Here is a 25,924-nt window from a genome sequence, read left to right as displayed (position 1 = left end):
CTTTTCTCCTTTATCCTTTCCTCCATTTCACATCTCACGTCTCACATCTCACATCCTAATAGTTCTTCTCTTCAATAGAGTCCAGGATCGTACAATAACTAACATACCGATCCAAATGAATGCGGCCATCCTGCACAGCTTCTTTCACGGCGCAGCCCGGTTCATTCATATGCAGGCAATTATTGAACTGACAATTGTTGAGCAGTTCCCGCATCTCAGGAAAATAATGAGATAATTCCTGCCGGCTGATACCTACCAGACCAAGCTCCCTTATTCCGGGTGTATCGATGATCTGTCCGCCACCCGGCAAATCAAACATTTCCGCAAAGGTTGTTGTGTGCATGCCCTTTCCACTCCAGCCACTCACTTCCTGTGTACGCAAGGCCATTTCAGGAAACAACGCATTTATGAAAGTGGATTTACCCACACCGGAATGACCACTGATCAGGGTCGTTTTATTTTTAAGAAGCAGTTTCAATTCATCCAGTCCCTGCCTTTCTTTCACACTGGTCAAAAAAACTTTATAACCGATAGCCAGATACATTTCTTCCAGCTCGGCATATTTGTCAAGCTCCTTATCGCGATAAATATCTGCCTTATTGAAAACGATAATGGCTGGAATATGGTAAGCTTCCGCCGTACATAAAAAGCGATCGATAAATCCCTGGGAAGTGCGTGGTTCTTTTAGCGTGGCAAAGATAAGTGCCTGGTCCAGGTTGGATGCTACAATATGATGCTGTACTTTTTTATGCGGAGAAGTACGGGCAATATAATTTTCACGGTCATGTATAGCCGTAATTGTTACAGATTTTTCCAGTTCATTTTCCATTTCAACTTCTACCCAGTCGCCCACAGCAATAGGATTTGTGGAAGTTATTCCTTCTATCTTGAAAACTCCCTTTGCCCGGCCATTAAACGTTTGTCCGGCTTCATTTTTCAACTGGTACCAACTACCGGTAGATTTATACACCCTTGCCTTCATACATGCTGCTCTTACTGCGAAAGTACAGGTTTTGGCTTAGGGTAGTTTGCGGAAAATAGTAAGACGAAGGATCCACTCCAGTGCCAGGAAAAGAAGGGCAGCAATGGCAAGAGGAAGAAAGCGATCCGTATACTGCCGAAGTGAGCTTACCTCAATGGTTGACTTCTCCAGTTCATCAATTTCTTTATACACATCTTTGAGTCCCTCATTATCAGATACCCGGAAGTATTTCCCGCCTGTTTCGTTGGCAATCTGGGTGAGAAGTTTTTCATCAATATTTACCTTTTCTCTTTGCATCACCACCCTGCCAGCTCCATCCTGAACAGGAATTGGTGCGTAACCCTCTGATCCAACACCAATGGTGTACACTTTAATTCCCAGGTTTTTTGCTATTTCCTTGGCAGTAACCGGTGGGATTTGTCCACCATTGTTCTCCCCGTCCGTCAGGAGGATTACGACTTTTGACTTGGAGGTACTCAGTCGCAGCCGGTCGGCACTGGTAGCAAGGCCTGATCCGATGGCAGTACCATCTTCCAGCAGTCCGCTTTGAATGCCATCAATCTGGGCCTTCAAAACATTCTTATCAGTGGTGAGTGGTACCATGGTAAAACTCTCGCCGGAAAAAATCACCACTCCTACTCTATCTGTTTTACGACTATCAACAAAATCAATTGCTACTGCCTTTGCAGCTTCCAGTCGGTTGGGACTGAAATCCTGTGCCAGCATGGAGCCACTGACATCCAATGTGAGAATGATATCAACTCCTTCGCCTTTCACACGCTCTTCATCAAAATGCGATTGAGGTCTTGCGATTGCGAGGATGATGCAGGCAAGGGAAAGAAGCCGCAAAATAAAAGGCAGGTGCTGGAAACGAACTTTCAGAGACCTGGTACGGTGGTTCCATCCGGTAGTGGAGACCAGCATGGTGCCTTTTTTACGACGGCCAGTTTTCCAATACCACCAGGCCAATGCCGGTATCAGCAGGAGTAACCAAAGCAGCCAGGGCCAGGCAAAATCAATGCTATGGAAATAATCGGCTATCAAGATCCCGGATTTTTATAATGAATTTCATCAATGATCGGCAAGGTTTTGCGGATTACATCATATGCCTCCTCCTGCTCAGCAGCAGATGGATTGTATTTTGCAAACTTAACAGCATCGGTTAAACGCAGCGTTTGGGCAAGTTGCAATACCTGATCCCTTGAAAGATCCGATTGCACTTTCTGAACAAAACTTTCATTTCCGGCATTCGGAGCAGTAACCAGATTGCGATTTTTAAAATAGGTACGCAGGATATCATTCAGCCGGGTAAAATAAGTTTTTACATTGGCTGAAGAGCTGGCCGCTTTCAGTTCTTCCAGTTCCTTCATCGCCTGTTCCAGTGCGGAAAGCCGGGGAGCTGCAGGTGCGGGAGTTGCTGCTGCTTTCTTTTTTCTGCTCAGGAGCCAAACCAGTAATGCAATAGCAATCAGGGTTGCCGCAACCAGGATATAGTTAATATACAGTGAATCCGTTTCAGGCACTTCAACAATATCTTTCAGATCGTGGTAGGGTTGGTTGGGATCAGCCGGACTATAATCAACCATAATGGATATTGAATCTGTCAGGTATCGGTTATTGCCAACCGTTAGTCCGAGTTGCGGAATCACCCACTGACCTGAATCAAAAGAAGTGATCGAAAGTATTTGTTTGAAGAGTATGGTACGTACATTATTCTGCGTATCAATTTTATTCCTGGTAATAAAAGTGAAATGAGGAATGGTGTCGAGGTTAAACCAGCCCATGGGAGTACCCTGCGGAATTTCGACATCCAGGCGAAGCTGAATGGGTTCGCCAATTAATATTTTATTTCGGTCAACAGATGCCTGCACGCGAACATCCTGGGCCTGCACAGAAAACAATCCGGCAACTGTTACTAACAACCATATAATCGTGATTTTTTTCAGCATGGTATCAGGCGCGTCCAATAAAGAATTTCTGTAACACTTTAACGTAATCTTCTTTGGTAGAGATATGCAGTAAATCACACCCTGCTTTGTTGAATACCTGTTTGGTCCATTCCGTGTGCTGGAAGAAAGCATCATGATGTGATTTGCGCACCAGGAAATCGGAGGTATCAATGGTGGTAATAGCGCCCGATTCTGCATCTTCCACATCCAGTAATCCAACATCCGGCAGGTTCATATCCATGGGATCATATACTTTGATGCCTACCACATCGTATTTTTTTCCTGCAACCCGCAAAGCATCTGCAAAATCAGGATCAAGGAAATCACTCAACAGAAATACGATGCATTTCTGACGAGTGGTATTGTTTAGAAACTTCAATGCCTGTGTGAGATTGGTTCCTTTCTTTTTCCCTTCAAGAGTAAGTAGTTCACGTACAATAAACAAACCATGGTCGCGCCCTTTTTTGGGAGGAACATAGAGCTCAATACCTTCACTAAAGAGAATCGCTCCAACTTTATCATTGTTGCTGATTGCGGAAAAAGACAATACAGCCCCGATTTCAGTAACCAGGTCTTTTTTGCGGGCATGCACGGTACCAAATAAGGAGCTGGCACTAACATCTACCAGTAAAATCACAGTGAGTTCGCGCTCCTCTTCAAATAGTTTGCTGAAGGTGGCATTAAAACGTGCAGACACGTTCCAATCAATAAACCGGATATCATCACCTGCATGGTACTCACGTACTTCCTTAAACGACATACCTCTGCCCTTAAAGGCAGAATGATATTCCCCGGTAAACAAATGCCGGGTCAAGCGCTTGCTTTTAATTTCAAGCTCTTTTACTTTTTTCAGTATGTCGGATGTTGTTAGCATTTAGCCTCCTTTGTTTCCTTCTTCCATTCCTCCTTCTTCCATTCCTCCCTCCTTACGGCACCTGCACCGCTCCCAATATATCCTCTATCACCTGCTCCACATTTACATTCTCTGCTTCAGCTTCATACGTGAGTCCCACCCTATGCCTGAGCACATCTTTGGCAATCGCCTTCACATCTTCCGGAATCACGAATGCCCGTTTAGACAGATAGGCATGCGCTTTTGCCGCAAGAGCCAGGTTGATGCTCGCACGGGGAGAACCACCATAGGAGATCAGCGGCTCCAGTTTTGCCAGGCCATACTCGGCTGGGCGTCGGGTTGCAAATACGATATCGATTATATATTGTTCAATTTTTTCATCCATATAGATCTGGCGCGTCAGATCCCTTGCTTCCACCAGTTCACTCATACTAACTACCTGTTGTATAACGGGTGGTCTTACTCCCTGCACCTGCTGGCGGATGATGAGTTGTTCCTCCTGGCGACTCGGATAGCCCACCACCACTTTCATTATGAAACGGTCGACCTGTGCTTCGGGTAAGGGATAGGTTCCCTCCTGTTCCAGCGGGTTTTGAGTAGCCAGTACCAGGAAGGGTTCATCCAGTTTATAGGTTTGATCACCAATGGTTACCTGTCTTTCCTGCATGGCTTCCAGCAGCGCACTCTGCACTTTGGCCGGGGCCCGGTTGATCTCATCTGCCAGCACGAAGTTGGCAAAGATGGGTCCCTTCCGAACTACAAATTCATTTTTCTGCTGGTGGTAAATCATCGTACCGATAACATCCGCAGGCAACAGATCCGGGGTAAACTGGATCCGGCTAAACTTTGCATGCACCGCCTGCGCCAGCGATTTGATGGTCAGGGTTTTTGCGAGCCCGGGCACCCCTTCCAGTAATACATGTCCATTACTCAGGAGCCCGATCAATAACCTGTCCAGCATATACTGCTGTCCTACGATCACCTGCCTCACCTCATCCCTTAACCGGTCGATAAAGGCTGCCTGATGGCTGATTCTATCATTTAACTGCCTGATGTCATCCGATGTTGGCAACATATAGTAAATTTAAGTATGCAAAATACAACCTCAAGTTTAGCAATTCCTACGCCAATATCTGAAAATCAAGCAGTAGGGAGAATATTTTTTTGCGAAAGCAATAAAAGGCCTAAAAAAAAGTTATTAATAGCAAAATCCAACCTTATGATAAAAAGCAGGTTCCACAACATGCTTTTATTAGGCTCTGTTCTGCTCGTCACACTCTTCTCCTGTCAGAAGAGCAATGATGACGACGGACCAAAATCAAAATCAGCTCTTCTTACTGCCAGTTTATGGAAGATTGCTTCTGTAGGCGCGGATCTTGATAAGAATAATACGGTGGATTTACCTTATCCCCTGGAAAACTGTGAAAAAGACAATACACTGGAATTCAAAACAGATGGTACCGGCATCTCCAGGGAAGGCGCTACCAAGTGTGATCCCGCAGATCCTGATTCAGAAAATTTTACCTGGTCGTTGAAGAATAATGAAACCATTCTGAATATCGCCATTCCAGGTTCCTTTTTCTCAGGTGATGCCACGATCATCACATTGAATGAAACCACTATGGAAGCCTATCTGGATATTACAGATCCGGATACCGGTACCCAGGTAAGAATCATTTTCAAACTCATACATTAATAAGAACTACTGTTCCATATTTTTTTATCTGCTGATTTCATAAACAAGCCCCTGTATTTCCATACGGGGGCTATATTTTTACAGCCTTTTAACTCAGGTATTTTCCCACTATCGGCATTCTTCTGCCTACTCCAAATGCTTTCGCACTTACCCGGATAATCGGACAAAACTGATTGCGTTTGTATTCATTGGTATTCACCAGTTTTAATACACGCTGCACCAGACTATCGTCAATGCCCATGCGAATAATATCATCCGGACTTTTTCTGCGCTCAATATACTGGTACAAAACTTTATCCAGCACTTCATATTCAGGCAAGCTGTCGCTATCTTTTTGTCCCGGGCGCAACTCTGCAGAAGGTGGCTTCACCAGGATATTATTCGGTATGATTTCCTTCTCCCGATTAATAAATCTTGCCAACGCAAACACCTGCATCTTATAAACATCTCCCAATACACTGAGTCCGCCAGCCATATCTCCGTACAGTGTTCCATAACCGGTTGCCAGTTCACTCTTATTGGAAGTATTCAGCAATATATAGCCGAACTTATTGGAGATGGCCATGACCAGGTTTCCTCTGGTTCTGCTTTGAATATTTTCTTCGGCTACACTAAAGGGTAAGTCGCCAAACACAGGCGCAAGCGATTCCAGAAAAGCATCAAAGACCGGCTTGATTGGAATGATATCATAGGGATTTCCCAAATTCTGACTCAATGTAACCGCATCATTCACAGAATGATCAGTTGAGAATTGGGAGGGCATCAGGATAGCCCGCACATTCTCCTTACCCAGTGCCTCGCAGGCAAGTGCCAGGGTTACTGCACTGTCAATACCACCACTGCTTCCAAGAATCGATTTTTTAAATCCCATCTTGCTGAAGTAATCGCGAATGCCCAGAATCAGGGCATCATGTATCTGACGGATATTATTTTCAGCAGTGAGGTAGTCGATGATTTTTTCCGGATCCTCAATTTTTGAAACCCGCATATCCTTATCCAGCAAACGAATTACTTCATCAGGAGCTTGCTGCAGGTTATTCATTTCTTCCAGATCCACTACCAACAGGTCCTCCTCAAAGTATTTCCCTTCTTTCACCAGTTCACCGGAGGCTGCATACACAAGGCTTCCACCATCAAAAACGATCTCGGTTTGTGAACCCACACAGTTCACATAAAACATAGGTAATTGATACCTGCGGATATTCGCTTTCACCACTTCCTTACGATCTTCATCATGATCGTAATCAAAAGGCGATGCTGATATATTGATCATCAGATCAGGTTGCTGCCCGATCAACTGATCCATCGGACAAACGCGGTAGAGCGGATTCTCACTGAGCGCCCACATATCTTCACAAATGGTCAGTGCAATTTTTTTTCCTTTAAACTCAAGCACATTCCATTCAAAGGCCGGTTCAAAATAGCGGTATTCATCAAATACGTCATAGGTTGGCAAACAGGTTTTATACGCTACTCCCTGCACTTTTCCCTGATACAATAACCAGGCTGCATTAAATAGATCTTTTCCTTCTTTGGCCGGATTACGTGCCGGGCTCCCAATAATCACTCCAATATCAACACTCACTTTTGCGATGGTTTCCACCGCAGCATAACACTGGTTGATAAAATCATCAAACTCAAGAAAATCACGGGGTGGATAACCACATACACATAATTCTGAAAACACAACCAGATCTGCCCCCTGTTTGCGGGCTTCACCGATGGCATCCAGGATCTTGTTGGTATTCGAGCTAAAATTGCCAATATGGTAGTTTTGCTGTGCCAGTGCTATCTTCATCGGATTCAATATTTTTGCCACTTGGTATATCGTACGAATGTACGTCATACAACAAAACCCATACGCAAACGTTTTTTGCCCATGAAATTCAGCAAACTGTTCCTGGCAGGAATGATCTTCCTGGCAGCCTGTTCCAATAATGAGAATCGACCTGATATCAGTAGTATCAAGGTAAACACAACCATCGAGCGATTCGACCTGGATTATTTTGCACTGGATTCCAACCGGCTGCAGGAAGGGATGAAAACCCTGGTTTCAAAATATCCTTATTTTATAAATGATTTTACGGCCAATATCCTGGGAGCCGGACCGGTTTCAGATTCCAACCAGGTGTTACCCATTATCAACCGGCAATTCTTTACCACCTATTACCCGGTTGCGGAGATCATAAAAAAGGACCTGAAAGATCTTGGAAACACGGAAAAAGAATTGAACAGTGGGTTTCGCTACCTGACCTATTATTTTCCTGACTATAAAATGCCCCGGCTGATTGCCTACCTTGGTCCCTTTGATGCACCAGGTGTTGCGCTGACCGACAGTGCCATCGCCATTGGCCTGCAATTGTATGCAGGAAAGGATTTCCCTTTTTATACATCACAACAGGGACAGGAATTATTCCCCTCCTATATTTCGAGGCGGTTTGAAAAAGAATACATTCCCGTGAATGTGATGAAAGCAGTGCTGCTGGATCTATATCCGGATCGTTCAACCGGTTTTCCATTACTCGAAAAGATGATTGAGCAGGGCAAGTACTGGTGGTTAACCAAACAGGTGCTTCCGGATGCAGCAGACAGTCTGGTTACCGGTTTTACAAAATCCCAGCTGGAGTTCTGCGAAAAAAATGAGGGCCTGATCTGGAATATGTTTTTACAAAGTGAATTTCTCTATACCACCGATCCTTCTATCCAGAAATTATATATAGGCGAAGGTCCGGGTACACAGGGATTACCACCCGCTGCCCCTGGAAACATCGGGCAATGGATTGGCATGCGCATTGTCAAAGCGTACGCTGACCAGCAGGACAAATCCATTCAGCCCCGAAAGCTTATGCAACTATCACCAAGGGAAATTTTGGATGCATCAAAATACAAGCCCCGTTAAGATACAGCTCAGGGTTTTTCTCCCAGTGCTTTCATCATCCTGAAATGGGAGATCATGGAAGCTGTCATGGTTGGATAGGTGTGATACGGCAATCCATGTTCCTGGCAGGTTTCCTGAACTATTTTACTTAATGCGGGATAATGAACATGACTTATCCGTGGAAACAGGTGGTGCTCCACCTGGTAATTCAATCCTCCTACAAACCAGTTAATGAAAAGATTATCCGGTGCAAAGTTGGCTGTGGTGCGAACCTGGTGTTCAGCCCAGGCATTTTCTATTTGAGTTACTTCCCCATGAGCAGCTTCAAATTCGGTATGCTCCACCACATGCGCGAGTTGGAAAACAAGGGCAAGCGTCAATCCCATAACCAGGTGCATAGCGGTAAATCCAAGGGCCCAGGGACCCCAACCCACCAGGTAAACCGGAATGGCAACATAAAAAATCAGGTACAAAACTTTACTTAACCAGAATATCACATGATCCTGCAGACTCATTTTCTGCAAAGGAGTGGTATAGACTTTTTGTTTCAGGTATTTGTTGAAATCCATGATGAACACCCAGGCGAAGGATGAAATCGCATACACAAGCACCACGTAAATATGCTGGTAACGATGAGCTGGCACCCATTTCTGGCTTCTGCACTGTCGCATCAACGGACTCTTGGCAATATCATCATCCATGCCATCCACATTGGTATAGGTGTGGTGAAGAATATTGTGTTTGAACTTCCAGATAAACGCATTTCCTCCCAGGGCGTTCAGGCTGAGCCCCAATACTTCGTTTACCCATTTGCGTTGGGAATAACTGCCATGGCAGGCATCGTGCATAACGTTGAAACCGATACTGGCTAAAATAGCGCCTAGTAAGCCAGCCAGCAGGAGTTGCACCCCGCCCGGAATGTTTACTGTCAATAACAGGATATAAATCAATAAAGCAGCCGGAATCAAAATGGCTGTTTTAAGATAGAGTTCCAGGTTACCTGTTTTCTTAATCTGTTTCTCGGAAAAATACTGATCGACTTTAGTTTTCAGTGATTGTGCAAACGAATTTTGTTTGTTGTTAAAACTTACTTTGGGCATATAGGGTTACTGTTCCACTTTTTGAAAGTCCGTAATATAAACTTTTCTTGTGTTTGGGAGTGTTAATGTTTAATCTTTCTTCGGATCAATTCCCGGATTTCCTGCTGGTCGGTTATCGTGGAAAATGCATCCTTGGGAATGAGAAAGAAGGATCGGCTATCGAAATAGAGGTGAAAAAAATAGGGCGTTTCCACAAATTTGCTAAACCTGGACCAGGGCCAAACCTGCCTTCCCCGTTCGGTTTCCAGTGTTACTTCATCTTCCTGGAACTGCATCAGGAAATCATCCCGGAAAGTCTGTGATTTTTTATATACACTGTTAGGTAACAATCGCCAGATGACCAGCATAAGAATCATCCAGATAGTGGAAAAGAACACAAAAGACAGTGGATTCACCTTTTTGAAGTACAGTAGCACTGCCGCAGCAATGGTAAATACATTCACCAGGATTACCAGTATCCTGATTTCAGGCCTGGTGAAAAAATGATACCGGAGCGCCTGGATAACCTGCTTTCGGTCGTAGGTAAATGTTATCTGCATGAATTATCTGGCTTTGAGGTCTTTTTCATTGATGCTCCAGTTGCCCAAATCTTCTCCTTTTACGCCCAGGAACTGAACCGTCAGCTGCCGGTTACCACGAGCACCTGTAAGCGAAATTTTTCCATAATTCTGTTTTTGATCAAGGCCGAAAACCCGGTAGGGGTTATCTTTTTCAGCGGCGCCAAATACATGTGTTCCGGAGGTCAGAGGTGATATGGTTATATCATACAGTGGATAATTGTTGATCCGGTTGACTTTAATAATTTCTGAATGATGGCGATCACCGGTAAGGAAAAGAATGCCACTGATTTTCTGCTCCGCAATAAAGCCGGTTAATTCATTGTATTCTGCCGGGAAATCGAGCAGTTTATCAAAAGGAGATACGGGGTTCAGCACCTGGCTGCCAACTACAATAATTTTAAAGCTTGCCTGGCTGGCCACCAGGGCATTTTTCAACCAATCGAGCTGCTCTGTACCCAACATCTGTTTATCCGGATTCGGTTGTCCGTTTATGGTAGAAGGCATATCGTCTTCTGTTCTCCAGGTACGATCATCCAGTAAAAAGAAATCCACATCACTATAGGATACTTTGGTGTAAATGCCTTCCCGGCCGTTGCCATAGGAAGGATTTGACCAATAATTTTTAAATACTTCCCGCGTGGTATTTTTCAGGTGATAACTTTTACCTAGATCATTCGGACCATAGTCGTGATCATCCCAGATTGCGTAATGCGGCATTGCTTTCAAAAAAGACTGAAGCACAGGCATGCTGCGGTCTCTGCTGGCCCGATACCACAATCCCCATTCGGATGTATAATCAACTTCCCTGGTGTACCAGTTATCACCCAGCCACAACATAAAGGCGCTTTTTTCACTGGCCATTGTTTCAAAAATGGAAGAGTCAAGGCCGTATGGTTTCCCGGGTCGGTCAAATTCGGGCTCATTGAAATAGGTACAACTTCCGGTCAGAAAACTGAAATCAGGCGCCGGCTTCCGCCATTGCCATAATTCACGGGTAGCAAACTCACCGGAGTAACTACTTTCTTTTCCATTGATAATAATTCTGTATTCGTATGAAGCGCCAGGTTCCAGTCCGCCGATTTCTGTTTGAACCGGATTAAAATCCCCCGAACCGCCAACAGCCCCAAGGTTCAGGATTTTGTTTTTTGCCTGGCTACTGTTTCCTTTTTTCCAGTACCGGATAGCAAGTGTTTTTACTTCAGGTGAAGGTTCCATCCAAATTTTTGCAGTGCGATAATCGTTCTGTCCAAGCATAGGTCCGGATAGCAATCCACCTTTCGATTGAGCATTCCCAAGAATGGTCCAGAGCATCGCCAGCACCAAAACAAAGCCTTTCATAATTTTTTGTTTGAACCTGCAAAGTAGTAAAAGCCCCAAAACAAAATACCCCCCATTCCGGAGAATGAGGGGCATTTTGTCAATTCATTTAACCAATCAGGCTTATCGGATAGCCCTGCAGTGCTTGTATCGGCCGCTCGCCGCTTCCGCGGGTGAAAGAGCCTTGCAAGATGAGAGGAATACCACTATAGCCAGGACTGCCAGGAGTTTTTGCATAGTCTCGGATTTCGTGAATAAATATCATTTTTCAAACGCCAATTCTATGCCAATAGTATGTAACCCATACTTTTTTCATCTGGGTGTATTATTGAAAATCAATCTTTTAGAAAATCTGCTACATAAATTTTTCGACGAGCGAACCAAAAATAAAAGCCCCGGGTAGAAACCAGGGGCTTTGTTTCTATTAGAAACCGTCCATGTAATTCATTTGGTACTAGCTACATCCGAGGCTGTTGCCACAGTTCAGACATTTATAGCAGGTGCCGCTGCGGATGGTCAGATGGCCGCAAACATTACAAGCCGGAGCATCACTCTGCATGGACTTGTTTGCCTGGTTCAACGCATCATAACCGCTTGCTGCACTTGCCTTTATAGCAGTTGGTTTGGCTGATTTAGTAGCTTCCGGCTGTTTGGTACCGGCCACAACCCGTACATCACTTAATTCAGGTGTTTTTTTTTCAAACTCCCTTGCTGGTACTTCATCCCACTCATCTTCCCCGGTATTCATTACTTCCGGCTTATCCAGCACATGCACCAAGTCGGTCCGGTCCAGGTATTCATAGGCCAGTGAACGGAAGATAAAGTCCACAATGGAAGTAGTGCTCTTGATATTCGGATGATCTACCATACCGGCTGGCTCAAAGCGCGTGAATACAAATTTCTCCACGAACTCTTCCAGGGGAACACCATACTGTAAACCGATGGATACTGAAATCGCAAAGCAGTTCAACATGCTGCGCATGGTAGCTCCTTCTTTGGCCATATCGATGAAGATCTCACCCAGTGTACCATCACCATATTCGCCGGTTCTTACAAAGAGCGCCTGACCATTGATCTTCGCTTTCTGCGTATAACCCCTCCGTTTAGCCGGCAGTGTTCTGCGTTCTACGATTCTTGCGAGCTGGCGTTTCAGTTTGGTATCGGGAGAGGATTGTACGCGCTTCTGAACTTCTTCCAACAGGTCTTCTACTGTAAGTTTGCTAAGATCAATGATATTGGAGCTGCTTGCAGTTTCCTCTTTTACTTCAGCTTCCTTCTCGTCTTCTCCTTTCTTCTTCTTATCGCTCTTATTGCTCAAGGGCTGGCTGAGTTTGGATCCATCACGGTAAAGCGCATTTGCTTTCAATCCAAGTTTCCAGCTCAACAAATAACAATCGGCAATCTCTTCCACTTTTGCTTCGTTCGGCAGGTTGATAGTTTTGGAAATAGCGCCACTGATAAAAGGTTGAACTGCCGCCATCATCCGGATATGTCCATGTGCATGGATATAACGCTCACCTTTCTTACCACATTTGTTGGCACAATCAAATACTGCCAGGTGTTCCTGTTTCAGATAAGGCGCACCTTCAACAGTCATGGTACCGCACACATAATCATTCGCCGCATCTATCTGTTCTTCGGTAAATCCGAGTGCCTCCAGCAGGTTGAAATTCCAGTCGTTGTATTGATCTGCAGTAAATCCTAAACGCTCCAGGCAGGCTTCACCGAGGCTGTATTTGTTGAAAACAAACCCAATTTCAAAGGCAGCCTTCACTGCATCATCTAGCTTCTTGATTTCTTCCGCGATAAATCCTTTTTCACTCAGTGTCTGGTGATTGATAAACGGAGCTCCGGAGAAGCTGGCTGCACCCACTGCGTATTTAATGATGGCGTCAATTTCTTTTTCTGAATAACCAAGATTTTTCAGTGCAGCAGGTACAGACTGGTTGATGATCTTGAAATAACCACCACCACTCAGTTTTTTGAATTTCACCAGAGCAAAATCAGGCTCCACACCAGTGGTATCACAATCCATCACCAGACCGATGGTACCGGTTGGCGCAATCACAGTTGTTTGTGCGTTGCGGTAACCATATTTCTCACCAAGTTGAACTGCTTCATCCCAGGCTTTAGTAGCAGCTTTCAGGAGGTAATCCGGGCAGTATTTCGCCTGGATACCCTGAGGCTTGATGCTCAATCCTTCATATGCTTCAGAAGCATCATACGCAGCAGCGCGGTGATTGCGCATTACCCGCAGCATATGCTCCTTGTTCTCATTGTATTTTGCGAATGGTCCCATGATCTGTGCCAGCTCAGCCGATGTTTTGTAAGCTACACCGGTCATGATTGCAGAGATCGCTCCAGCAATAGCACGGGCTTCTTCACTGTCATAAGGGATACCGCTTACCATGAGCATGGTTCCAAGGTTGGCGAATCCAAGTCCGAGTGTCCGGTAATCATAGCTGAGTTGGGCCACTTCTTTGGAAGGAAACTGTGCCATCAGTACAGAAATCTCCAGAACCACAGTCCAAAGACGGCAATTATATGCATATCCGTCAACATCAAACACATTCGTGTCTTTGTTGAAGAATTTCATCAGGTTGGCCGATGCCAGGTTACAAGCCGTATTGTCGAGGAACATGTATTCGGAACAGGGGTTGGATCCACGGATTGGACCACCTTCCGGACAGGTATGCCATTCATTAATAGTAGAATCATACTGTGTACCCGGATCGGCACAACGCCATGCAGCGTATGCGATTTTATTCCAAAGCTCACGGGCAGACACTTTCTTCATAACCCGTCCATCGCTGCGGGCTTTCAGTTCCCAGTCTTCGTTGTTCTCCAGTTTTTCAAAGAAGCTATTGGGAATACGAACAGAGTTGTTGGAGTTTTGTCCGCTTACGGTACGATAGGCTTCACCCTCATAATCACTTGCATATCCTGCTGCAATAAGGGCACCTACTTTTTTCTCTTCTTCTACTTTCCAGTCAACAAACTGAATGATTTCCGGGTGATCCAGGTCCAGGCAAACCATTTTGGCCGCCCGGCGGGTTGTACCACCACTTTTAATAGCTCCTGCAGCACGGTCACCAATTTTCAGGAAGCTCATCAGGCCGGATGAGGTACCGCCACCGCTGAGCTTCTCCCCTTCACCACGAACATTCGAGAAGTTGGTTCCTACACCGGAACCATATTTGAAGATCCGGGCTTCCCGAACCCAGAGATCCATGATACCACCTTCATTCACCAGGTCATCTTCAACACTTAAAATAAAGCAGGCATGTGGCTGGGGACGCTCATACGCGGAGGTAGATTTCTTTAGCTGACCATCCAGCTGGTCAACATAATAGTGTCCCTGGGGTTTTCCAGCAATGCCATAACACTCATACAAGCCGGTGTTGAACCACTGTGGACTGTTAGGAACACAAGCCTGGTCGAGGATAGAGTATACCAGTTCCTCGTAAAAAACCTGTGCATCTTTTTCAGATGCAAAATAACCATAGCGTTCACCCCAAACGCGCCAGCAATGCGCCATACGGTGAGCTACCTGCTTGGACGAAGTTTCGCGACCCAGGCTGCCATCCGGCTGGGGTACACCCGCCTTGCGGAAATACTTCTGCGCCAGGATATCGGTAGCAATCTGACTCCAGCCTTTCGGAACCTCCACGTTGTTCATTTCAAACACTACCTCTCCGCTGGGGTTGCGGATAATGGAAGTCCGGTAGTCGTATTCAAACTGATCGAATACAGACACATCATCGCGTGTAAAGCGACGGGGGAACTCAAGCCCCTTCACGGCTGTTTTTTTGCTGGCCATACAATATTTTATTAGATTTTGTGTTATGTAATCTTTAAATCTCCATGAGGAGATCGTGAATAACGAAAATAGCTGCCTCCAATCTAAATTCCGACCCGGAAATATCCACCTATGTGGATAAAGGATGGGGATTATTTCATTATCCTTATTCCTGCTGGATTTGCGTCAAAATCCACCAATTCAGGAAAAAATTATTTGGTGGTTCCCTACAAAATCCTTTATTATCTTGCCTGCTCTTTACAAAGTTAAGGATCTATGATGCGTACTTACACTCTGATTCTCCTGCTTTTGGCCGCTTCCCTGCTGGTAAAGGCACAAACAATCAATACCACCTGGTTAGCAGCTTTTACCACCACCAAAATCAATAAAAAATTCAGTATCCATTTTGATGCGCAGTGGCGTTCAGGTGATCAGTACTCCACCATGTCTACCCTACTATTGCGTCCCGGAATGAATTACCACCTAAACGACCGCCTGGTACTGACTGCAGGATATGGGTATATTACAAACCGAAGGAGTTTTATAGTACCCGGACCAGCAGATGAGCCTGTTAACGTAACTGGCTACTTACCGGAACACCGGCTTTGGCAGCAGGCCCTCTATACACATCCCATCATTGGAAAAAACACCATTACCCACCGGCTTCGTCTTGAACAACGATTTTTAATGCAGCCATCCATTGAGAACTACAACCTGTCGGCTGACGGTAATACTTATGCGAACCGGGTTCGGTATTTTTTCCGGACTGTCATTCCAGTCAAACAGGAATTTCCATTTAAGAAAGGCTTATTTGCCGGACTGCAAAATGAAGTGATGTTCAATTTTGGGGATAAAACACCTGTAAATGGAAAAATCTTTGACCAGAACCGTTTGTTACTAAGCGCCGGATACCGCATCCAGCCTAAGATTGATGTGGAATTGGGCTACCTGAATCAACATGTAAAGGGGCGGGCAGATGCCTTTGTGAATAACCATGTAATTCAACTTGCTGCATACACCCGTTTCTAAGCACAATTGGGCATACCAGCATTTTTTTGCATTTTTGCCCCTAGCCATTACCTTTTGAATGCAAAAAGGCATCTATCAACAGATACAAAATAGCAAGCAGGCAAAACAGAAATCTTTTGCCGTTCTGATCGACCCGGATAAAGTCCGGCCTGCTGAAATTCCGGCCCTGGTGCAACTTGCCCTGGATGCCCGGGTTGATTATCTGCTGGTAGGCGGCAGCCTGGTGATCTCCAATCACCTGGATGAATGTATACAGGCAATCAAGTCTCTAACGGATATTCCGGTAATTCTCTTTCCCGGCAGCCCCTCTCAAATTTCCCGGTACGCAGATGCGCTGCTTTACCTCTCCCTGATCTCAGGCAGAAATCCCGAGTTATTAATCGGACAACATGTGATCAGCGCGCCTTTTGTAAAACAAAGCGGACTGGAAATCATGAGTACGGGATATATGGTAATTGATGGGGGTGCGCCTACCACGGTTTCCTATATCAGCAATGCAAGTCCTATTCCATCTGATAAAAATGAAATCGCGCTTTGTACAGCACTGGCCGGGGAAATGCTGGGAATGAAACTTATTTATATGGATGCCGGCAGCGGAGCCCGAATCCCCATCCGGGAATCTATGATTGCCGCAGTGGCAGAACAGATCACGGTTCCACTTATCATTGGAGGTGGAATTACCGATCCTGAAAAAGCATACAGAAATTGCCGGGCAGGTGCAGACCTGATCGTAGTGGGGAACGCTATTGAAAAGGATCCTGGATTAATCCGTGAAATGAGTGCCGCCATTCATGCGTTGAGTGCTACTGCACCCTGATCCTGGTTGGTGTTTCTGAACCATCCAGCAATCCTTGCATCATATAAATAATGCCTTTGGCAAGCGCCGCCATATTGGGAATGTTCATACGCTTTAATTCATCACAAGGATGATGATAACAGGGTTCCCGGTCATCACTCGCCATAATCGTGTGTGCAGGGATACCTTTTTTAGCCAGGGAATAATTATCAGAACGTTCAAACAGGTCTCCCCGCTCTCTCCGAAAACGGATAGAAGCTGCTTCTGCACGCTTCCGTAAAATCTTGTATAAATCTGAATTGTACATACCCGTCAGCATAACTGCTTGCCTGCCATACTGCGGATAACCCAGCATTTCAAGATTAATGCCGGCGACTATCTGCTCAGGGTTGATTTTATCGGCAAAGTCGGCAGAACCTATAAGTCCGGCCTCTTCTGCATTAAAAGCACAAAAAACAATACTTCGCTTATACGGCCCTGTTAGTACCAATTGCTTTGCTATTGCCAGCAATACAGACGTGCCGGATGCATTATCATTTGCCCCGTTGTAGATCTTGTCGGTTTTATTGTAATACCCAACCTGAACATGATCAAAATGCGCAGAAAGAACAATGAATTCTTCGGGCTTTTCAGAACCGGGCAGCCATCCGATCACATTACTGGTTGAGATGGAAGTATCTGTATTATCCCGGTAAAAGGTATGCAGCAGACCACTATCCAGGTAGGGTTTTAATCCCAGGCTGGAGAAATAGTCAGCGATAGCCCTGGTAACTTCCTGATTTTGCGGAGAGCCCTCTACCCGACCTCTCAAGCGGTCAGTTGTCAGGTATTCCATCCAGCTACGGATATCTTCCAATATGGTACTACTGTCAACAGCTAACTGTGCTGAAGCCCGCTGCGTCAGCAGCAAACAACTAAAGAGAAAAGCAACCGCGATATGACCAGTTCTCATCAACGCAAACTGGATGTATCTACCCTTGTTGGTGTATCCGTGCCCGCAACAATGGTTCTCGAACTGAGTGCAATAGCACGAATGATACGGGTCATGTTTTCCATATCCAGTGTTTCAAATTCATCATCAACGGTATGATAATATTTTTCACTGTCCATTTTGGAAGTAGAAATGGTATGTGCAGGCACACCCAACCGGGCCAATGTAGCGTTGTCAGAACGATAGAACAATTGCTGATCAGGATAGGGGTCCGGATGAAAAGTAAATCCTGTTCCTTCCAGGTTCTTCTTCATGATCTCACCCATGCTGGATTTTTCATATCCTGTAATATAGGCGGAGTTTGTACCCCATTTGCTCTCCGTACCGATCATTTCAATATTGAACATGGCCATTACAGTAGCCGGATCGAACTGACGCGAAAAATATGTAGCGCCGTAACCTCCCATTTCCTCTGCAGTAAAGGCTGCAAAAAGAATGGTGCGTTCATTATTCCGAAGTTGTTTAAAATATTTCGCCAGCATGATTACCGCAGTAGTACCAGCAGCATCATCATTCGCCCCATTGAAAATGGAATCACCATTCACTGGCTTACCGATACCGAGGTGATCATAATGGCCGGAAAAGATTACATACTCATTCTTTTTGGATTTTCCAGGCAATACACCTACCACATTATGAAGTTTGGACACTTCAAACTGGTGATTGGCAGTAACTGAAAAGCTGGTCAGCGGCTCAGCAGATAAAATGAAAATTGTAGAAGCCCCACCTTCCATCATCTGTCTTTTGAAAAAGGAAAGCCTTCCGAAATTAGATGCGTAGGAAGGATCTACTACTACCACTTTGTTTTTACCGGAGGAAACATGTCCGTATGCTTCCTGCATAAAATTGCCGCCTGCTTTGATGGCAACCAATTCAAAACCGGTGCTCTCTGTTACAACCAGGTTTTCTTTTGGAGTAACAACAAAGAAACTTTTATTATCCAGTACTTTACCATTGGCAGTAACTGAAGCAGCAATCTGATTGGGCTTCAGCATTTTGAAAGATTGCAGGTAACTATTACTGTTAGGAAGCTTTTCCAGTCCGATTTTTTCAAACTCTGCAGCAATAAAATTGGCCGCCTTATCAATACCCGGAGTAAAAATTCTTCTTCCCTCCATATCATCTGCAGAGAGGGTCTTTTCAATCCTGCTTACTTCTTTGATATCAATACCGGGTTCTTTCTTAGATTTCTTCTGTGCATTTACCTGAAGCGCCAATCCCAGCGCCCCCATCATCAATATATACTTCATATCCATTTCTTAATTCTTACTAAATACTTCTCACGTCTGACGTCTGACGTCTCACTTCCTTACAAGCTCATCATCTCCTTAAACTTCACTGTTTGCCGTCTGCTCACTTCAATCTTTTCGCCACCTTTCAATTCTAACAGGAGTCCGCCGTTAAAATAAGGTTCAATTTTTTCAATCAGTCGCAGGTTGACAATATGTTTTCGGTTGGCACGGAAAAAAACCTTTTCATCCAGTCTTTCTTCCAACGCATTCAGTGATTTCAGGATCAGCGGTTTGTTGTTACCGAAGAAAACTTTGGCATAATTCCCAACGCTTTCGAATAACCGAATATCACTCAATTTTACAAACCAGCAACGTTCTCCATCTTTTACGAACACCTGGTCGTGTTCGCTGAGTAAACTACGATTGGAACTGATGGCGGGTGCCATAGCTTCCTTCTCCTCTGCCACATGTAATTTATTGATGGCATCTGCCAGGCGTTTGGTATCCACCGGCTTGAGCAGGTAATCAAGTGCATTTACTTCAAATGCCTTGAGGGCATATTCATCATAAGCAGTTGTAAAGATCACATGGGGTGCTTTACCCAGTTCGCTCAACATATCAAAACCGGTTTTACCCGGCATCTGGATATCGAGGAATACCAGGTCAGGTTGGAGGTTTTCGATTACATCAATCCCCTCGGCCGCATTGGCAGCTTCACCGATCACTTCAATTTCAGGGAATTCGGATAATAATTTTCTTAGTTCTGTACGGGCCAGACGTTCATCGTCGATCAGTACTGCCTTTATCATAAGTGTTCGTTTAAGCGGGTTCTGTTACCGGAATTTTTACTCTCGCTTCCACCATATTGCCATTACTCTCCTGGATATGGAAATCTGCTTTATCACCAAAAAGAAGCTGCAGCCGGTTGCGGGTACTGCTGATTCCAAATCCATCACCATTAATATGTCCGGATAAACGTCCGGTATTTTGTACCAGTAATTCGTGGTAATTATCCCGAAAATCAGAAATAATACGCACCACTCCCCCTTTCATCTGCTTTCCAATTCCGTGTTTGATGGCATTCTCCACCAGGGTTTGCAGCATCATAGGCGGAATGGGTTGATCGAGGGTATCTTCATCGATCTGGTATTCCACTTTTAACCGGTCTTCAAACCGGATATGTTCCAGCGCCAGGTAATCCCGTACGATATTCAGCTCTTTCTCCAGCGGTACCGTTTCTGATTTCTCCGACTGCATGCTACTACGAAGAATATTGCTGAGTTCCGTGATGGCATCCCTGGCCCGACTGGGATTTTCATCAATCAAGGCCCTGATACTGTTGAGGGCATTAAAAATGAAATGGGGATTAATATGGGCTTTGATGGTCTTCAGCTCCAGTTCTTTCACCAGCGCTTCCAGTTTAAGGGTATCTACTTCCTGTTTCCGGCTCTTCGCCACGTAATGGTAAATATAATAGATCAGCGTCCAGGGAATTATAAAAAGACCAATATCCAGGGTAGCCCCCAATAACCGGGCTGGAAAATCGATCCGACGCTGCACATCAGTCTGAACATCAAAGAGTTGCACCAGTGCCATGAACAACAGGCTACAAAGCAGACTGGTTATGACAATTCCCATTGCCATCCGGGGTATCACTTTTTCAATCGGCAATAATAACCAGCCGCTCCGCTTGATAAAGGCCCGGAACATATGGGTGGTAAAAATCCCGGATATGAATATCAGTCCCACCCGCACAAACAGGCGCTGATCAATCTTGGAGGGGGTGAAGGTATATACGAAAATTACCATAGTCAGGGCCACGAAGGTCCAGCCCAGTACCTGGCAAATCCAATAATATTTAATTCCGCGTGGTAGCATATAGGCAAATCTAGCTGTTTGTTCCACCCCTAATATACCGAATTGTACTAATGGCCAAATAAATTGGGACGGGGGTAACTGGCCGGGATGGATGGCAGCCAACTATTTTAGGACGGATTTGTTAAATTCTTTATCTCATACGCTTTATTTTTACCGAATGGAAATTAAACCGGGGCCACTTTTAGAACAGATCAATCAGCCATCCGACCTCAAGAAGCTGGGAAAAGAACAATTGCACCAGGTTTGTGACGAGCTCAGGCAGTACATCATTGATGTAGTGAGTGTGCATGGAGGGCATTTTGCAGCCAGCCTGGGTGTGGTAGAACTGACTACAGCCCTGCACTATGTGTATAATACCCCCTACGACCAATTAGTTTGGGACGTGGGTCACCAGGCATACGGACATAAAATTTTAACCGGTCGGCGTGATAATTTCCCAAGCAACCGCAAATACGGTGGCTTGTCTGGCTTTCCCAAACGCTCTGAAAGTGAATACGATACGTTTGGAGTAGGCCATTCCTCCACCTCCATCTCAGCCGCCCTGGGTATGGCTTTGGCGGCCAAATACAAAGGTGAAGACCGCAAGTCCGTGGCTGTGATTGGCGATGGCTCCATGACTGCAGGTATGGCCTTTGAAGCAATGAACCATGCCGGGGTTTCTGATGCCGATATGCTGATCATCCTGAATGACAATTGCATGAGCATCGACCCCAATGTAGGTGCCCTGAAAGAATACCTTACAGATATCACCACTTCACCAGCTTATAACCGATTCAAGGACGATGTTTGGAAAGCGTTGGGTAAACTCCCGGTTGGCGGAAATTTCTCAAGAGAAATGGCTTCCAAACTGGAGCACTCGATCAAGGGTATGCTGAATAAAAGCAGCAACCTGTTTGAGGCATTGAAAATCCGGTACTTTGGTCCAATCGACGGACATAATATCACCAAACTGGTAGATACCCTGCAGGACCTGAAAAATATTCCTGGTCCAAAAATTCTGCACATCATTACAGTGAAGGGCAAGGGCTATGAGCTGGCCGAAAAAGACCAGACCAAGTGGCATGCACCCGGGCTCTTCGACAAGATTACCGGCGAGATATTCAAGAAAAAATTTGATACGCCCCAGCCACCCAAATACCAGGATGTATTTGGGCATACGATTCTGGAACTGGCGGAACAAAATCCCGCCATCTTTGGCATTACCCCTGCAATGCCATCGGGATCATCACTGAAAATCATGATGGATAAAATGCCGGATCGGGCACTGGATGTAGGCATTTGTGAACAGCATGCAGTAACCGTGAGTGCGGGATTAGCAACACAGGGTATGAAAGTGTATTGCAATATTTATAGTTCTTTCATGCAAAGGGCTTATGATCAGGTAGTACATGATGTTGCCATTCAGAAATTACCGGTTGTATTCTGCCTGGACCGTGCGGGATTGGTAGGCGAAGACGGACCCACTCACCACGGTGCTTATGATATTCCTTATTTCCGTTGTATTCCCAACCTGATCATCAGTGCACCGATGAATGAAGCGGAACTGCGCAACCTGATGTATACAGCTCAACTGGAATCCACCAAACTTCCTGTTGTGATTCGTTATCCACGAGGTGAAGGTGTTATGCCGGAATGGAGAACAGAAATGAAGGAAGTGGAAATAGGAAAAGGGCGCAAACTGAAAGATGGGGAAGAGATTGCCGTGTTGAGTTTCGGTCATCCTGGAAATTTTGCGGCAAGTGCCATTCGTGAAGTGAAACAATATGGCATCAATGCAGGCCATTACGACCTGCGATTTGTAAAGCCCCTGGATGAAGAAATGTTGCATGAAGTATTCCAGCGTTACACAAAGATCATTACAGTTGAAGATGGTACAATAGTAGGTGGAGTTGGTTCCGCTGTATTGGAATTCATGGCTGCACATAATTACCAGGCAGAAGTCAGAATGCTTGGTATTCCCGATCGTATCGTGGAGCATGGCAGCCTGAAGGAATTACATCGCGAATGTGGTTATGATGCCAATGCTATTGCGGAAACCTTACGAGATATGATGAAGGAGAAAGTGCGGGTTCAACTGTTACAGTAAAATTAAATTCGTAAGTACATTGTGGAATAAAACATAGCCTGCATCTCTCCGGAAATGCAGGCTATGTTTTTTAAACTATTATTGATCAGTTTATCCATGTTGGCATTATCCGGACGGTCGCCTGATAATTTCAGTTCAAGACTAAACCAACATGCTTCAGGACTGAAAAAATTTGCCAGACAGCATGGATATAATGACCAGCTCGCTTTCTTTGTTGATATGAAAGAAGGTTCCGGTCTGGCAAGATTTGTGATCTACAATCTAGCCAATAATACGATTAAAAAAACAGGATTGGTAACGCATAGCCGCTGCAATAAACTCTGTTTGTATGGCTTAAAACAAATACCCATTTTCTGCTGCTGATTTTTCAGGTAAATGGGATTCACCTAACATTTCTCGCAAATCTATTTCTACCGTATTGCACAAAGCTGTTAAGGGCACATCGGTAATTCTGTTTTCAAAAGGATCTTCATTCACTTCACCCACTTTCCCGATTATGGCAAAAACAAAAGACAGGATTATTGAAACTGGTAGCATCAAAATTGCACTATTCATTTTAGTGAAGTCACCAATAAGGGAAAATGGAAGAAGCAACATAAAAGCATACAGAAACACCCTCGTAAAATAATCGTATTGCCTTAGCAATGGGGTGTCTTTAATACGTTCGCAATTACCCTGATAATTTGCCAGGGCCAATAGCTGTCCCTCCATTTGAAAGCTGTCAAAACCACCCAAAGTTCCGTTTGCCATGGCTTCATATATCTTTCTCCCAGCCAATAGCTGAATATAATTGGGTTTATTGTTTGCTTTTTTAAGTAGTTCGTATTCCTGAACTGGCAAAAATGCTTTCAATTCCTGCCAGTTATCCTGTTTTCTTAAATGCAAACGCAACCCATGAGCCCAGGCAATGGTTTTATAAATCAATTCTTTTTTGAATTGTTCGCTTCGTACCTTATCAAAATTTGCCTGATGAGCATGGCTATCCGTAAACGTAATTGTTAATCTCGCCAGAATACGGCAGGAATTGATAATACCTCCCCATTGAGTTCGGGCTTCCCACCATCGGTTATAGGAACTGTTATTTCTGAAGGCAATAAATATAGCTAACGCACTTCCCAGTATTGCAGCTACAGAAAAGGGAAGTTGCAGAATTGTTACATTATTCTTATGTAATAAAAAAACAGCTACAGATATAATAACCGAAAAAGTCAATTCAGTTTTGATATACTGAACGACTTTAATAAGATTAAAATTTCGCTTTACTATCATAGTTTAAAATTCATGCCTGATAAAAACTCCAAAATTGCACGACTTAATAAATGAGGCATTACCTGCCTGGTTAAAGTCTGCGCCTGAACCAAACTGGTAATTATTTAGTTCAAGGCCCAATCTGAATCGTTGTGTAAAACTGAAATTAGTTGAACGAACTGTTGGAAATGTATTTACGCTTTCTACCTGGGTAAAAAGTTTGAGTTTTGCCGTAAGCAACGGAGTATAACGAAAGAGTATAAAGTAATCCAGATCCGGTTTTTTAAGAAGCTCGCATACAAACCATGAAAAAATGGTCATGCTTTTATTGATATGTGCATATTGAAATCCTGCTTTTGGATATATACCCGAATTTAAAACCTGCACAACCATTACAGGTGCAAAGCCTTTTAATTTCTCATGATTGTATGAAATGGCTTCCGTAAATCCAAATTGTGGTAAATAAGTTGTTTTGGTCATTCGATAGTCAAAACTTGCGCGATTTCTATTGAAGAATAACCAGCGGGAATTTTCACCCTGCCTGTTTTTGAAATACTTGAAAAACATGATATCAACGGTAGTGCGTTCATGTCCACCAAATAGCTCAACCGGAATTTGAGCCATTGCAGTATTGTACAGACCAATCAGAATTATCAGAAACAACTTCTTCATCATGTTCGGAAGCTATACAGGCAGGAAATACCTGCCTGTATAAGATAACTATTTACTTAAGAGTTCTACCACCAGTTCTGCGGCTGCAGCTCCTGAGTTTTGTTGTTGGCCGGTTACTAAATTACCATCCTGAATGGCATACGAAGTAAATGGAGCAGCTACTTTAAAAGTTGTTCCGGATAACTTATTGGCTTCCTCTTCAATTCTGTAAGGTTGAATTTTTATTCCTACTGCAGTATCTGCGAAGTCCTCCTCAGCATTTGCAAAGCCCGTCCAGGTTTTGCCTTTAACCAACAGTTCTCCGTCTGATGTTTTGGCTTCTAATAAAAGCGTAGTGGAATGGCAAACAGCTGCCGCCGGCTTACCTGCTTCATAAAACGAAACAAACAGTTGCTGTAATCCGGCATTGCCTCTGAATGTATACATCGGGCCTTGTCCGCCTACCAGAAAAATAGCAACATAATCCTTGTGCTTTACATCTGTAAGTTTTTTGGTATGCTCCAGCATGTTTTTAAATTCAGGCTTCTGCAGATAACCCAAGGATATGATATCGTGTGCAGAATAACCGCTGGCATCTGTGGGATTGGAGTAACCATCCATTTCAAGCTTTCCACCTTCAGTGGAAACCAATTCGATTTCGTATCCTGCTTCTTCAAACACCCACATGGGATGTGTGAGTTCGGCAGCCCAAAAACCAATTGGCCAACCGGTTTGACTTGAAACTGCCGGTGAACTGGCCACCATTAAGATCTTACCTTTTGTGGGAGCACCATGAGGATGAACATAGCGCTGTTTTTCGTTTGGATTATTCATACTTAGTAGTTAAATCAATGAATAGAAAGAGTATGTATCAAATTT

General features: G+C 44.5%; 23 protein-coding genes. 6 read left to right on the top strand and 17 right to left on the bottom strand.

Going from position 1 to position 25,924, the window contains the following annotated elements:
* Positions 1–55 precede the first annotated feature (55 nt).
* From rsgA to L0U88_RS18030, 5 genes are read right to left on the bottom strand one after another with little or no spacing between them, the layout of a single operon-like run.
* Positions 56–982 carry a ribosome small subunit-dependent GTPase A gene (gene rsgA, locus L0U88_RS18050; protein WP_234867829.1) on the bottom strand — a complete coding sequence of 309 codons (927 nt, stop codon included), beginning with the start codon at positions 980–982 and terminating at the stop codon, positions 56–58.
* Positions 983–1,018: 36 nt separating this feature from the next.
* Complete coding sequence (locus L0U88_RS18045) at positions 1,019–2,026, bottom strand: vWA domain-containing protein (protein ID WP_234867828.1); 1,008 nt, start codon at positions 2,024–2,026, stop codon at positions 1,019–1,021.
* Positions 2,023–2,949, bottom strand: a complete 927-nt coding sequence (locus L0U88_RS18040; protein WP_234867827.1) for a BatD family protein — start codon at positions 2,947–2,949, stop codon at positions 2,023–2,025. The genes L0U88_RS18045 and L0U88_RS18040 overlap by 4 nt, the downstream gene beginning before the upstream one ends.
* Positions 2,936–3,805, bottom strand: a complete 870-nt coding sequence (locus L0U88_RS18035; protein WP_234867826.1) for a DUF58 domain-containing protein — start codon at positions 3,803–3,805, stop codon at positions 2,936–2,938. Before L0U88_RS18035 ends, L0U88_RS18040 begins: the two co-directional genes overlap by 14 nt.
* A gap of 52 nt (positions 3,806–3,857) precedes the next feature.
* Positions 3,858–4,859, bottom strand: a complete 1,002-nt coding sequence (locus L0U88_RS18030) for an AAA family ATPase (protein WP_234867825.1) — start codon at positions 4,857–4,859, stop codon at positions 3,858–3,860.
* A gap of 144 nt (positions 4,860–5,003) precedes the next feature.
* On the opposite strand from L0U88_RS18030, the gene L0U88_RS18025 reads away from it, so the two are divergent.
* Positions 5,004–5,480: a lipocalin-like domain-containing protein gene (locus tag L0U88_RS18025; RefSeq protein WP_234867824.1), complete on the top strand. Its 477-nt coding sequence runs from the start codon at positions 5,004–5,006 to the stop codon at positions 5,478–5,480.
* A gap of 88 nt (positions 5,481–5,568) precedes the next feature.
* Here L0U88_RS18025 and L0U88_RS18020 read toward each other — a convergent pair whose 3' ends face one another.
* On the bottom strand, positions 5,569–7,278 hold the full coding sequence (locus tag L0U88_RS18020; RefSeq protein ID WP_234867823.1) for an NAD+ synthase: 1,710 nt from the start codon (positions 7,276–7,278) through the stop codon (positions 5,569–5,571).
* 81 nt (positions 7,279–7,359) lie between these two features.
* On the opposite strand from L0U88_RS18020, the gene gldB reads away from it, so the two are divergent.
* Complete coding sequence (gene gldB / locus L0U88_RS18015; RefSeq protein ID WP_234867822.1) at positions 7,360–8,379, top strand: gliding motility lipoprotein GldB; 1,020 nt, start codon at positions 7,360–7,362, stop codon at positions 8,377–8,379.
* An 8-nt stretch (positions 8,380–8,387) separates the two neighbouring features.
* Here the strand turns inward: gldB and L0U88_RS18010 are convergent, their stop codons facing one another.
* The 4 genes from L0U88_RS18010 to L0U88_RS17995 all read right to left on the bottom strand — a co-directional run bounded on the left by L0U88_RS18010 (position 8,388) and on the right by L0U88_RS17995 (position 15,155).
* Positions 8,388–9,458: a fatty acid desaturase family protein gene (locus tag L0U88_RS18010; RefSeq protein WP_234867821.1), complete on the bottom strand. Its 1,071-nt coding sequence runs from the start codon at positions 9,456–9,458 to the stop codon at positions 8,388–8,390.
* 62 nt (positions 9,459–9,520) lie between these two features.
* The gene (locus L0U88_RS18005; protein WP_234867820.1) at positions 9,521–9,997 is read right to left on the bottom strand and encodes a YcxB family protein; all 477 of its coding nucleotides are present in this window, start codon (positions 9,995–9,997) and stop codon (positions 9,521–9,523) included.
* Between the two features lie 3 nt (positions 9,998–10,000).
* Positions 10,001–11,356 carry an alkaline phosphatase D family protein gene (locus L0U88_RS18000; RefSeq protein ID WP_234867819.1) on the bottom strand — a complete coding sequence of 452 codons (1,356 nt, stop codon included), beginning with the start codon at positions 11,354–11,356 and terminating at the stop codon, positions 10,001–10,003.
* 433 nt (positions 11,357–11,789) lie between these two features.
* Positions 11,790–15,155 (bottom strand): vitamin B12-dependent ribonucleotide reductase, encoded by a 3,366-nt coding sequence (locus L0U88_RS17995; RefSeq protein ID WP_234867818.1) that lies wholly within the window; start codon positions 15,153–15,155, stop codon positions 11,790–11,792.
* Between the two features lie 255 nt (positions 15,156–15,410).
* Here L0U88_RS17995 and L0U88_RS17990 point away from each other — a divergent pair, with 255 nt between their 5' ends.
* The gene (locus L0U88_RS17990) at positions 15,411–16,163 is read left to right on the top strand and encodes a DUF2490 domain-containing protein (RefSeq protein WP_234867817.1); all 753 of its coding nucleotides are present in this window, start codon (positions 15,411–15,413) and stop codon (positions 16,161–16,163) included.
* 58 nt (positions 16,164–16,221) lie between these two features.
* Complete coding sequence (locus tag L0U88_RS17985) at positions 16,222–16,980, top strand: phosphoglycerol geranylgeranyltransferase (protein ID WP_234867816.1); 759 nt, start codon at positions 16,222–16,224, stop codon at positions 16,978–16,980.
* On the opposite strand, the gene L0U88_RS17980 is transcribed toward L0U88_RS17985, so the two are convergent.
* From L0U88_RS17980 to L0U88_RS17965, 4 genes are read right to left on the bottom strand one after another with little or no spacing between them, the layout of a single operon-like run.
* Complete coding sequence (locus L0U88_RS17980; protein WP_234867815.1) at positions 16,967–17,911, bottom strand: M28 family metallopeptidase; 945 nt, start codon at positions 17,909–17,911, stop codon at positions 16,967–16,969. The genes L0U88_RS17985 and L0U88_RS17980 overlap by 14 nt on opposite strands.
* Positions 17,911–19,200 (bottom strand): M28 family peptidase, encoded by a 1,290-nt coding sequence (locus tag L0U88_RS17975; protein WP_234867814.1) that lies wholly within the window; start codon positions 19,198–19,200, stop codon positions 17,911–17,913. Before L0U88_RS17975 ends, L0U88_RS17980 begins: the two co-directional genes overlap by 1 nt.
* Before the next feature lie 59 nt (positions 19,201–19,259).
* Positions 19,260–19,991 carry a LytR/AlgR family response regulator transcription factor gene (locus L0U88_RS17970; protein WP_234867813.1) on the bottom strand — a complete coding sequence of 244 codons (732 nt, stop codon included), beginning with the start codon at positions 19,989–19,991 and terminating at the stop codon, positions 19,260–19,262.
* A 10-nt stretch (positions 19,992–20,001) separates the two neighbouring features.
* Positions 20,002–21,060 (bottom strand): sensor histidine kinase, encoded by a 1,059-nt coding sequence (locus L0U88_RS17965; protein ID WP_234867812.1) that lies wholly within the window; start codon positions 21,058–21,060, stop codon positions 20,002–20,004.
* Positions 21,061–21,217: 157 nt separating this feature from the next.
* Between L0U88_RS17965 and dxs the strand changes: the two genes are divergently transcribed.
* Together dxs and L0U88_RS17955 are read left to right on the top strand one after the other, a co-directional pair.
* The gene (gene dxs, locus L0U88_RS17960; RefSeq protein WP_234867811.1) at positions 21,218–23,146 is read left to right on the top strand and encodes a 1-deoxy-D-xylulose-5-phosphate synthase; all 1,929 of its coding nucleotides are present in this window, start codon (positions 21,218–21,220) and stop codon (positions 23,144–23,146) included.
* Between the two features lie 63 nt (positions 23,147–23,209).
* Positions 23,210–23,509, top strand: a complete 300-nt coding sequence (locus L0U88_RS17955) for a hypothetical protein (protein WP_234867809.1) — start codon at positions 23,210–23,212, stop codon at positions 23,507–23,509.
* Here L0U88_RS17955 and L0U88_RS17950 read toward each other — a convergent pair.
* From L0U88_RS17950 to L0U88_RS17940, 3 genes are read right to left on the bottom strand one after another with little or no spacing between them, the layout of a single operon-like run.
* A complete protein-coding gene (locus L0U88_RS17950; RefSeq protein WP_234867808.1) occupies positions 23,480–24,415 on the bottom strand; it encodes a bestrophin family protein in 936 nt (311 codons plus the stop codon). The genes L0U88_RS17955 and L0U88_RS17950 overlap by 30 nt on opposite strands.
* A gap of 3 nt (positions 24,416–24,418) precedes the next feature.
* Positions 24,419–25,069, bottom strand: coding sequence for a hypothetical protein (locus L0U88_RS17945; RefSeq protein ID WP_234867806.1), 651 nt, complete (start codon positions 25,067–25,069; stop codon positions 24,419–24,421).
* 45 nt (positions 25,070–25,114) lie between these two features.
* Positions 25,115–25,879 carry a type 1 glutamine amidotransferase domain-containing protein gene (locus tag L0U88_RS17940; protein ID WP_234867804.1) on the bottom strand — a complete coding sequence of 255 codons (765 nt, stop codon included), beginning with the start codon at positions 25,877–25,879 and terminating at the stop codon, positions 25,115–25,117.
* Positions 25,880–25,924 lie beyond the last annotated feature (45 nt).

It is taken from the genome of Flavihumibacter fluminis, assembly GCF_021491375.1.
GTDB lineage: Bacteria > Bacteroidota > Bacteroidia > Chitinophagales > Chitinophagaceae > Flavihumibacter > Flavihumibacter fluminis.
The sequence above is the reverse complement of the archived record's forward strand: the minus strand, read 5'-3'. Positions and strand labels throughout refer to the sequence as shown.

Bases quoted from the DNA above. Each gene is read 5' to 3' on its own strand.
- gldB (WP_234867822.1), top strand. From the start codon at position 7,360: ATGAAATTCAGCAAACTGTTCCTGGCAGGAATGATCTTCCTGGCAGCC.
- L0U88_RS18010 (WP_234867821.1), bottom strand. From the start codon at position 9,458: ATGCCCAAAGTAAGTTTTAACAACAAACAAAATTCGTTTGCACAATCA.
- rsgA (WP_234867829.1), bottom strand. From the start codon at position 982: ATGAAGGCAAGGGTGTATAAATCTACCGGTAGTTGGTACCAGTTGAAA.
- L0U88_RS17950 (WP_234867808.1), bottom strand. From the start codon at position 24,415: ATGATAGTAAAGCGAAATTTTAATCTTATTAAAGTCGTTCAGTATATC.
- L0U88_RS17970 (WP_234867813.1), bottom strand. From the start codon at position 19,991: ATGATAAAGGCAGTACTGATCGACGATGAACGTCTGGCCCGTACAGAA.
- L0U88_RS17995 (WP_234867818.1), bottom strand. From the start codon at position 15,155: ATGGCCAGCAAAAAAACAGCCGTGAAGGGGCTTGAGTTCCCCCGTCGC.
- L0U88_RS17965 (WP_234867812.1), bottom strand. From the start codon at position 21,060: ATGCTACCACGCGGAATTAAATATTATTGGATTTGCCAGGTACTGGGC.
- L0U88_RS17975 (WP_234867814.1), bottom strand. From the start codon at position 19,200: ATGAAGTATATATTGATGATGGGGGCGCTGGGATTGGCGCTTCAGGTA.
- L0U88_RS17985 (WP_234867816.1), top strand. From the start codon at position 16,222: ATGCAAAAAGGCATCTATCAACAGATACAAAATAGCAAGCAGGCAAAA.
- L0U88_RS17980 (WP_234867815.1), bottom strand. From the start codon at position 17,911: ATGAGAACTGGTCATATCGCGGTTGCTTTTCTCTTTAGTTGTTTGCTG.
- L0U88_RS18030 (WP_234867825.1), bottom strand. From the start codon at position 4,859: ATGTTGCCAACATCGGATGACATCAGGCAGTTAAATGATAGAATCAGC.
- L0U88_RS18005 (WP_234867820.1), bottom strand. From the start codon at position 9,997: ATGCAGATAACATTTACCTACGACCGAAAGCAGGTTATCCAGGCGCTC.
- L0U88_RS17990 (WP_234867817.1), top strand. From the start codon at position 15,411: ATGATGCGTACTTACACTCTGATTCTCCTGCTTTTGGCCGCTTCCCTG.
- L0U88_RS18025 (WP_234867824.1), top strand. From the start codon at position 5,004: ATGATAAAAAGCAGGTTCCACAACATGCTTTTATTAGGCTCTGTTCTG.
- L0U88_RS17940 (WP_234867804.1), bottom strand. From the start codon at position 25,879: ATGAATAATCCAAACGAAAAACAGCGCTATGTTCATCCTCATGGTGCT.
- L0U88_RS18020 (WP_234867823.1), bottom strand. From the start codon at position 7,278: ATGAAGATAGCACTGGCACAGCAAAACTACCATATTGGCAATTTTAGC.
- L0U88_RS17955 (WP_234867809.1), top strand. From the start codon at position 23,210: ATGTTTTTTAAACTATTATTGATCAGTTTATCCATGTTGGCATTATCC.
- L0U88_RS18035 (WP_234867826.1), bottom strand. From the start codon at position 3,805: ATGCTAACAACATCCGACATACTGAAAAAAGTAAAAGAGCTTGAAATT.
- L0U88_RS18000 (WP_234867819.1), bottom strand. From the start codon at position 11,356: ATGAAAGGCTTTGTTTTGGTGCTGGCGATGCTCTGGACCATTCTTGGG.
- L0U88_RS17945 (WP_234867806.1), bottom strand. From the start codon at position 25,069: ATGATGAAGAAGTTGTTTCTGATAATTCTGATTGGTCTGTACAATACT.
- dxs (WP_234867811.1), top strand. From the start codon at position 21,218: ATGGAAATTAAACCGGGGCCACTTTTAGAACAGATCAATCAGCCATCC.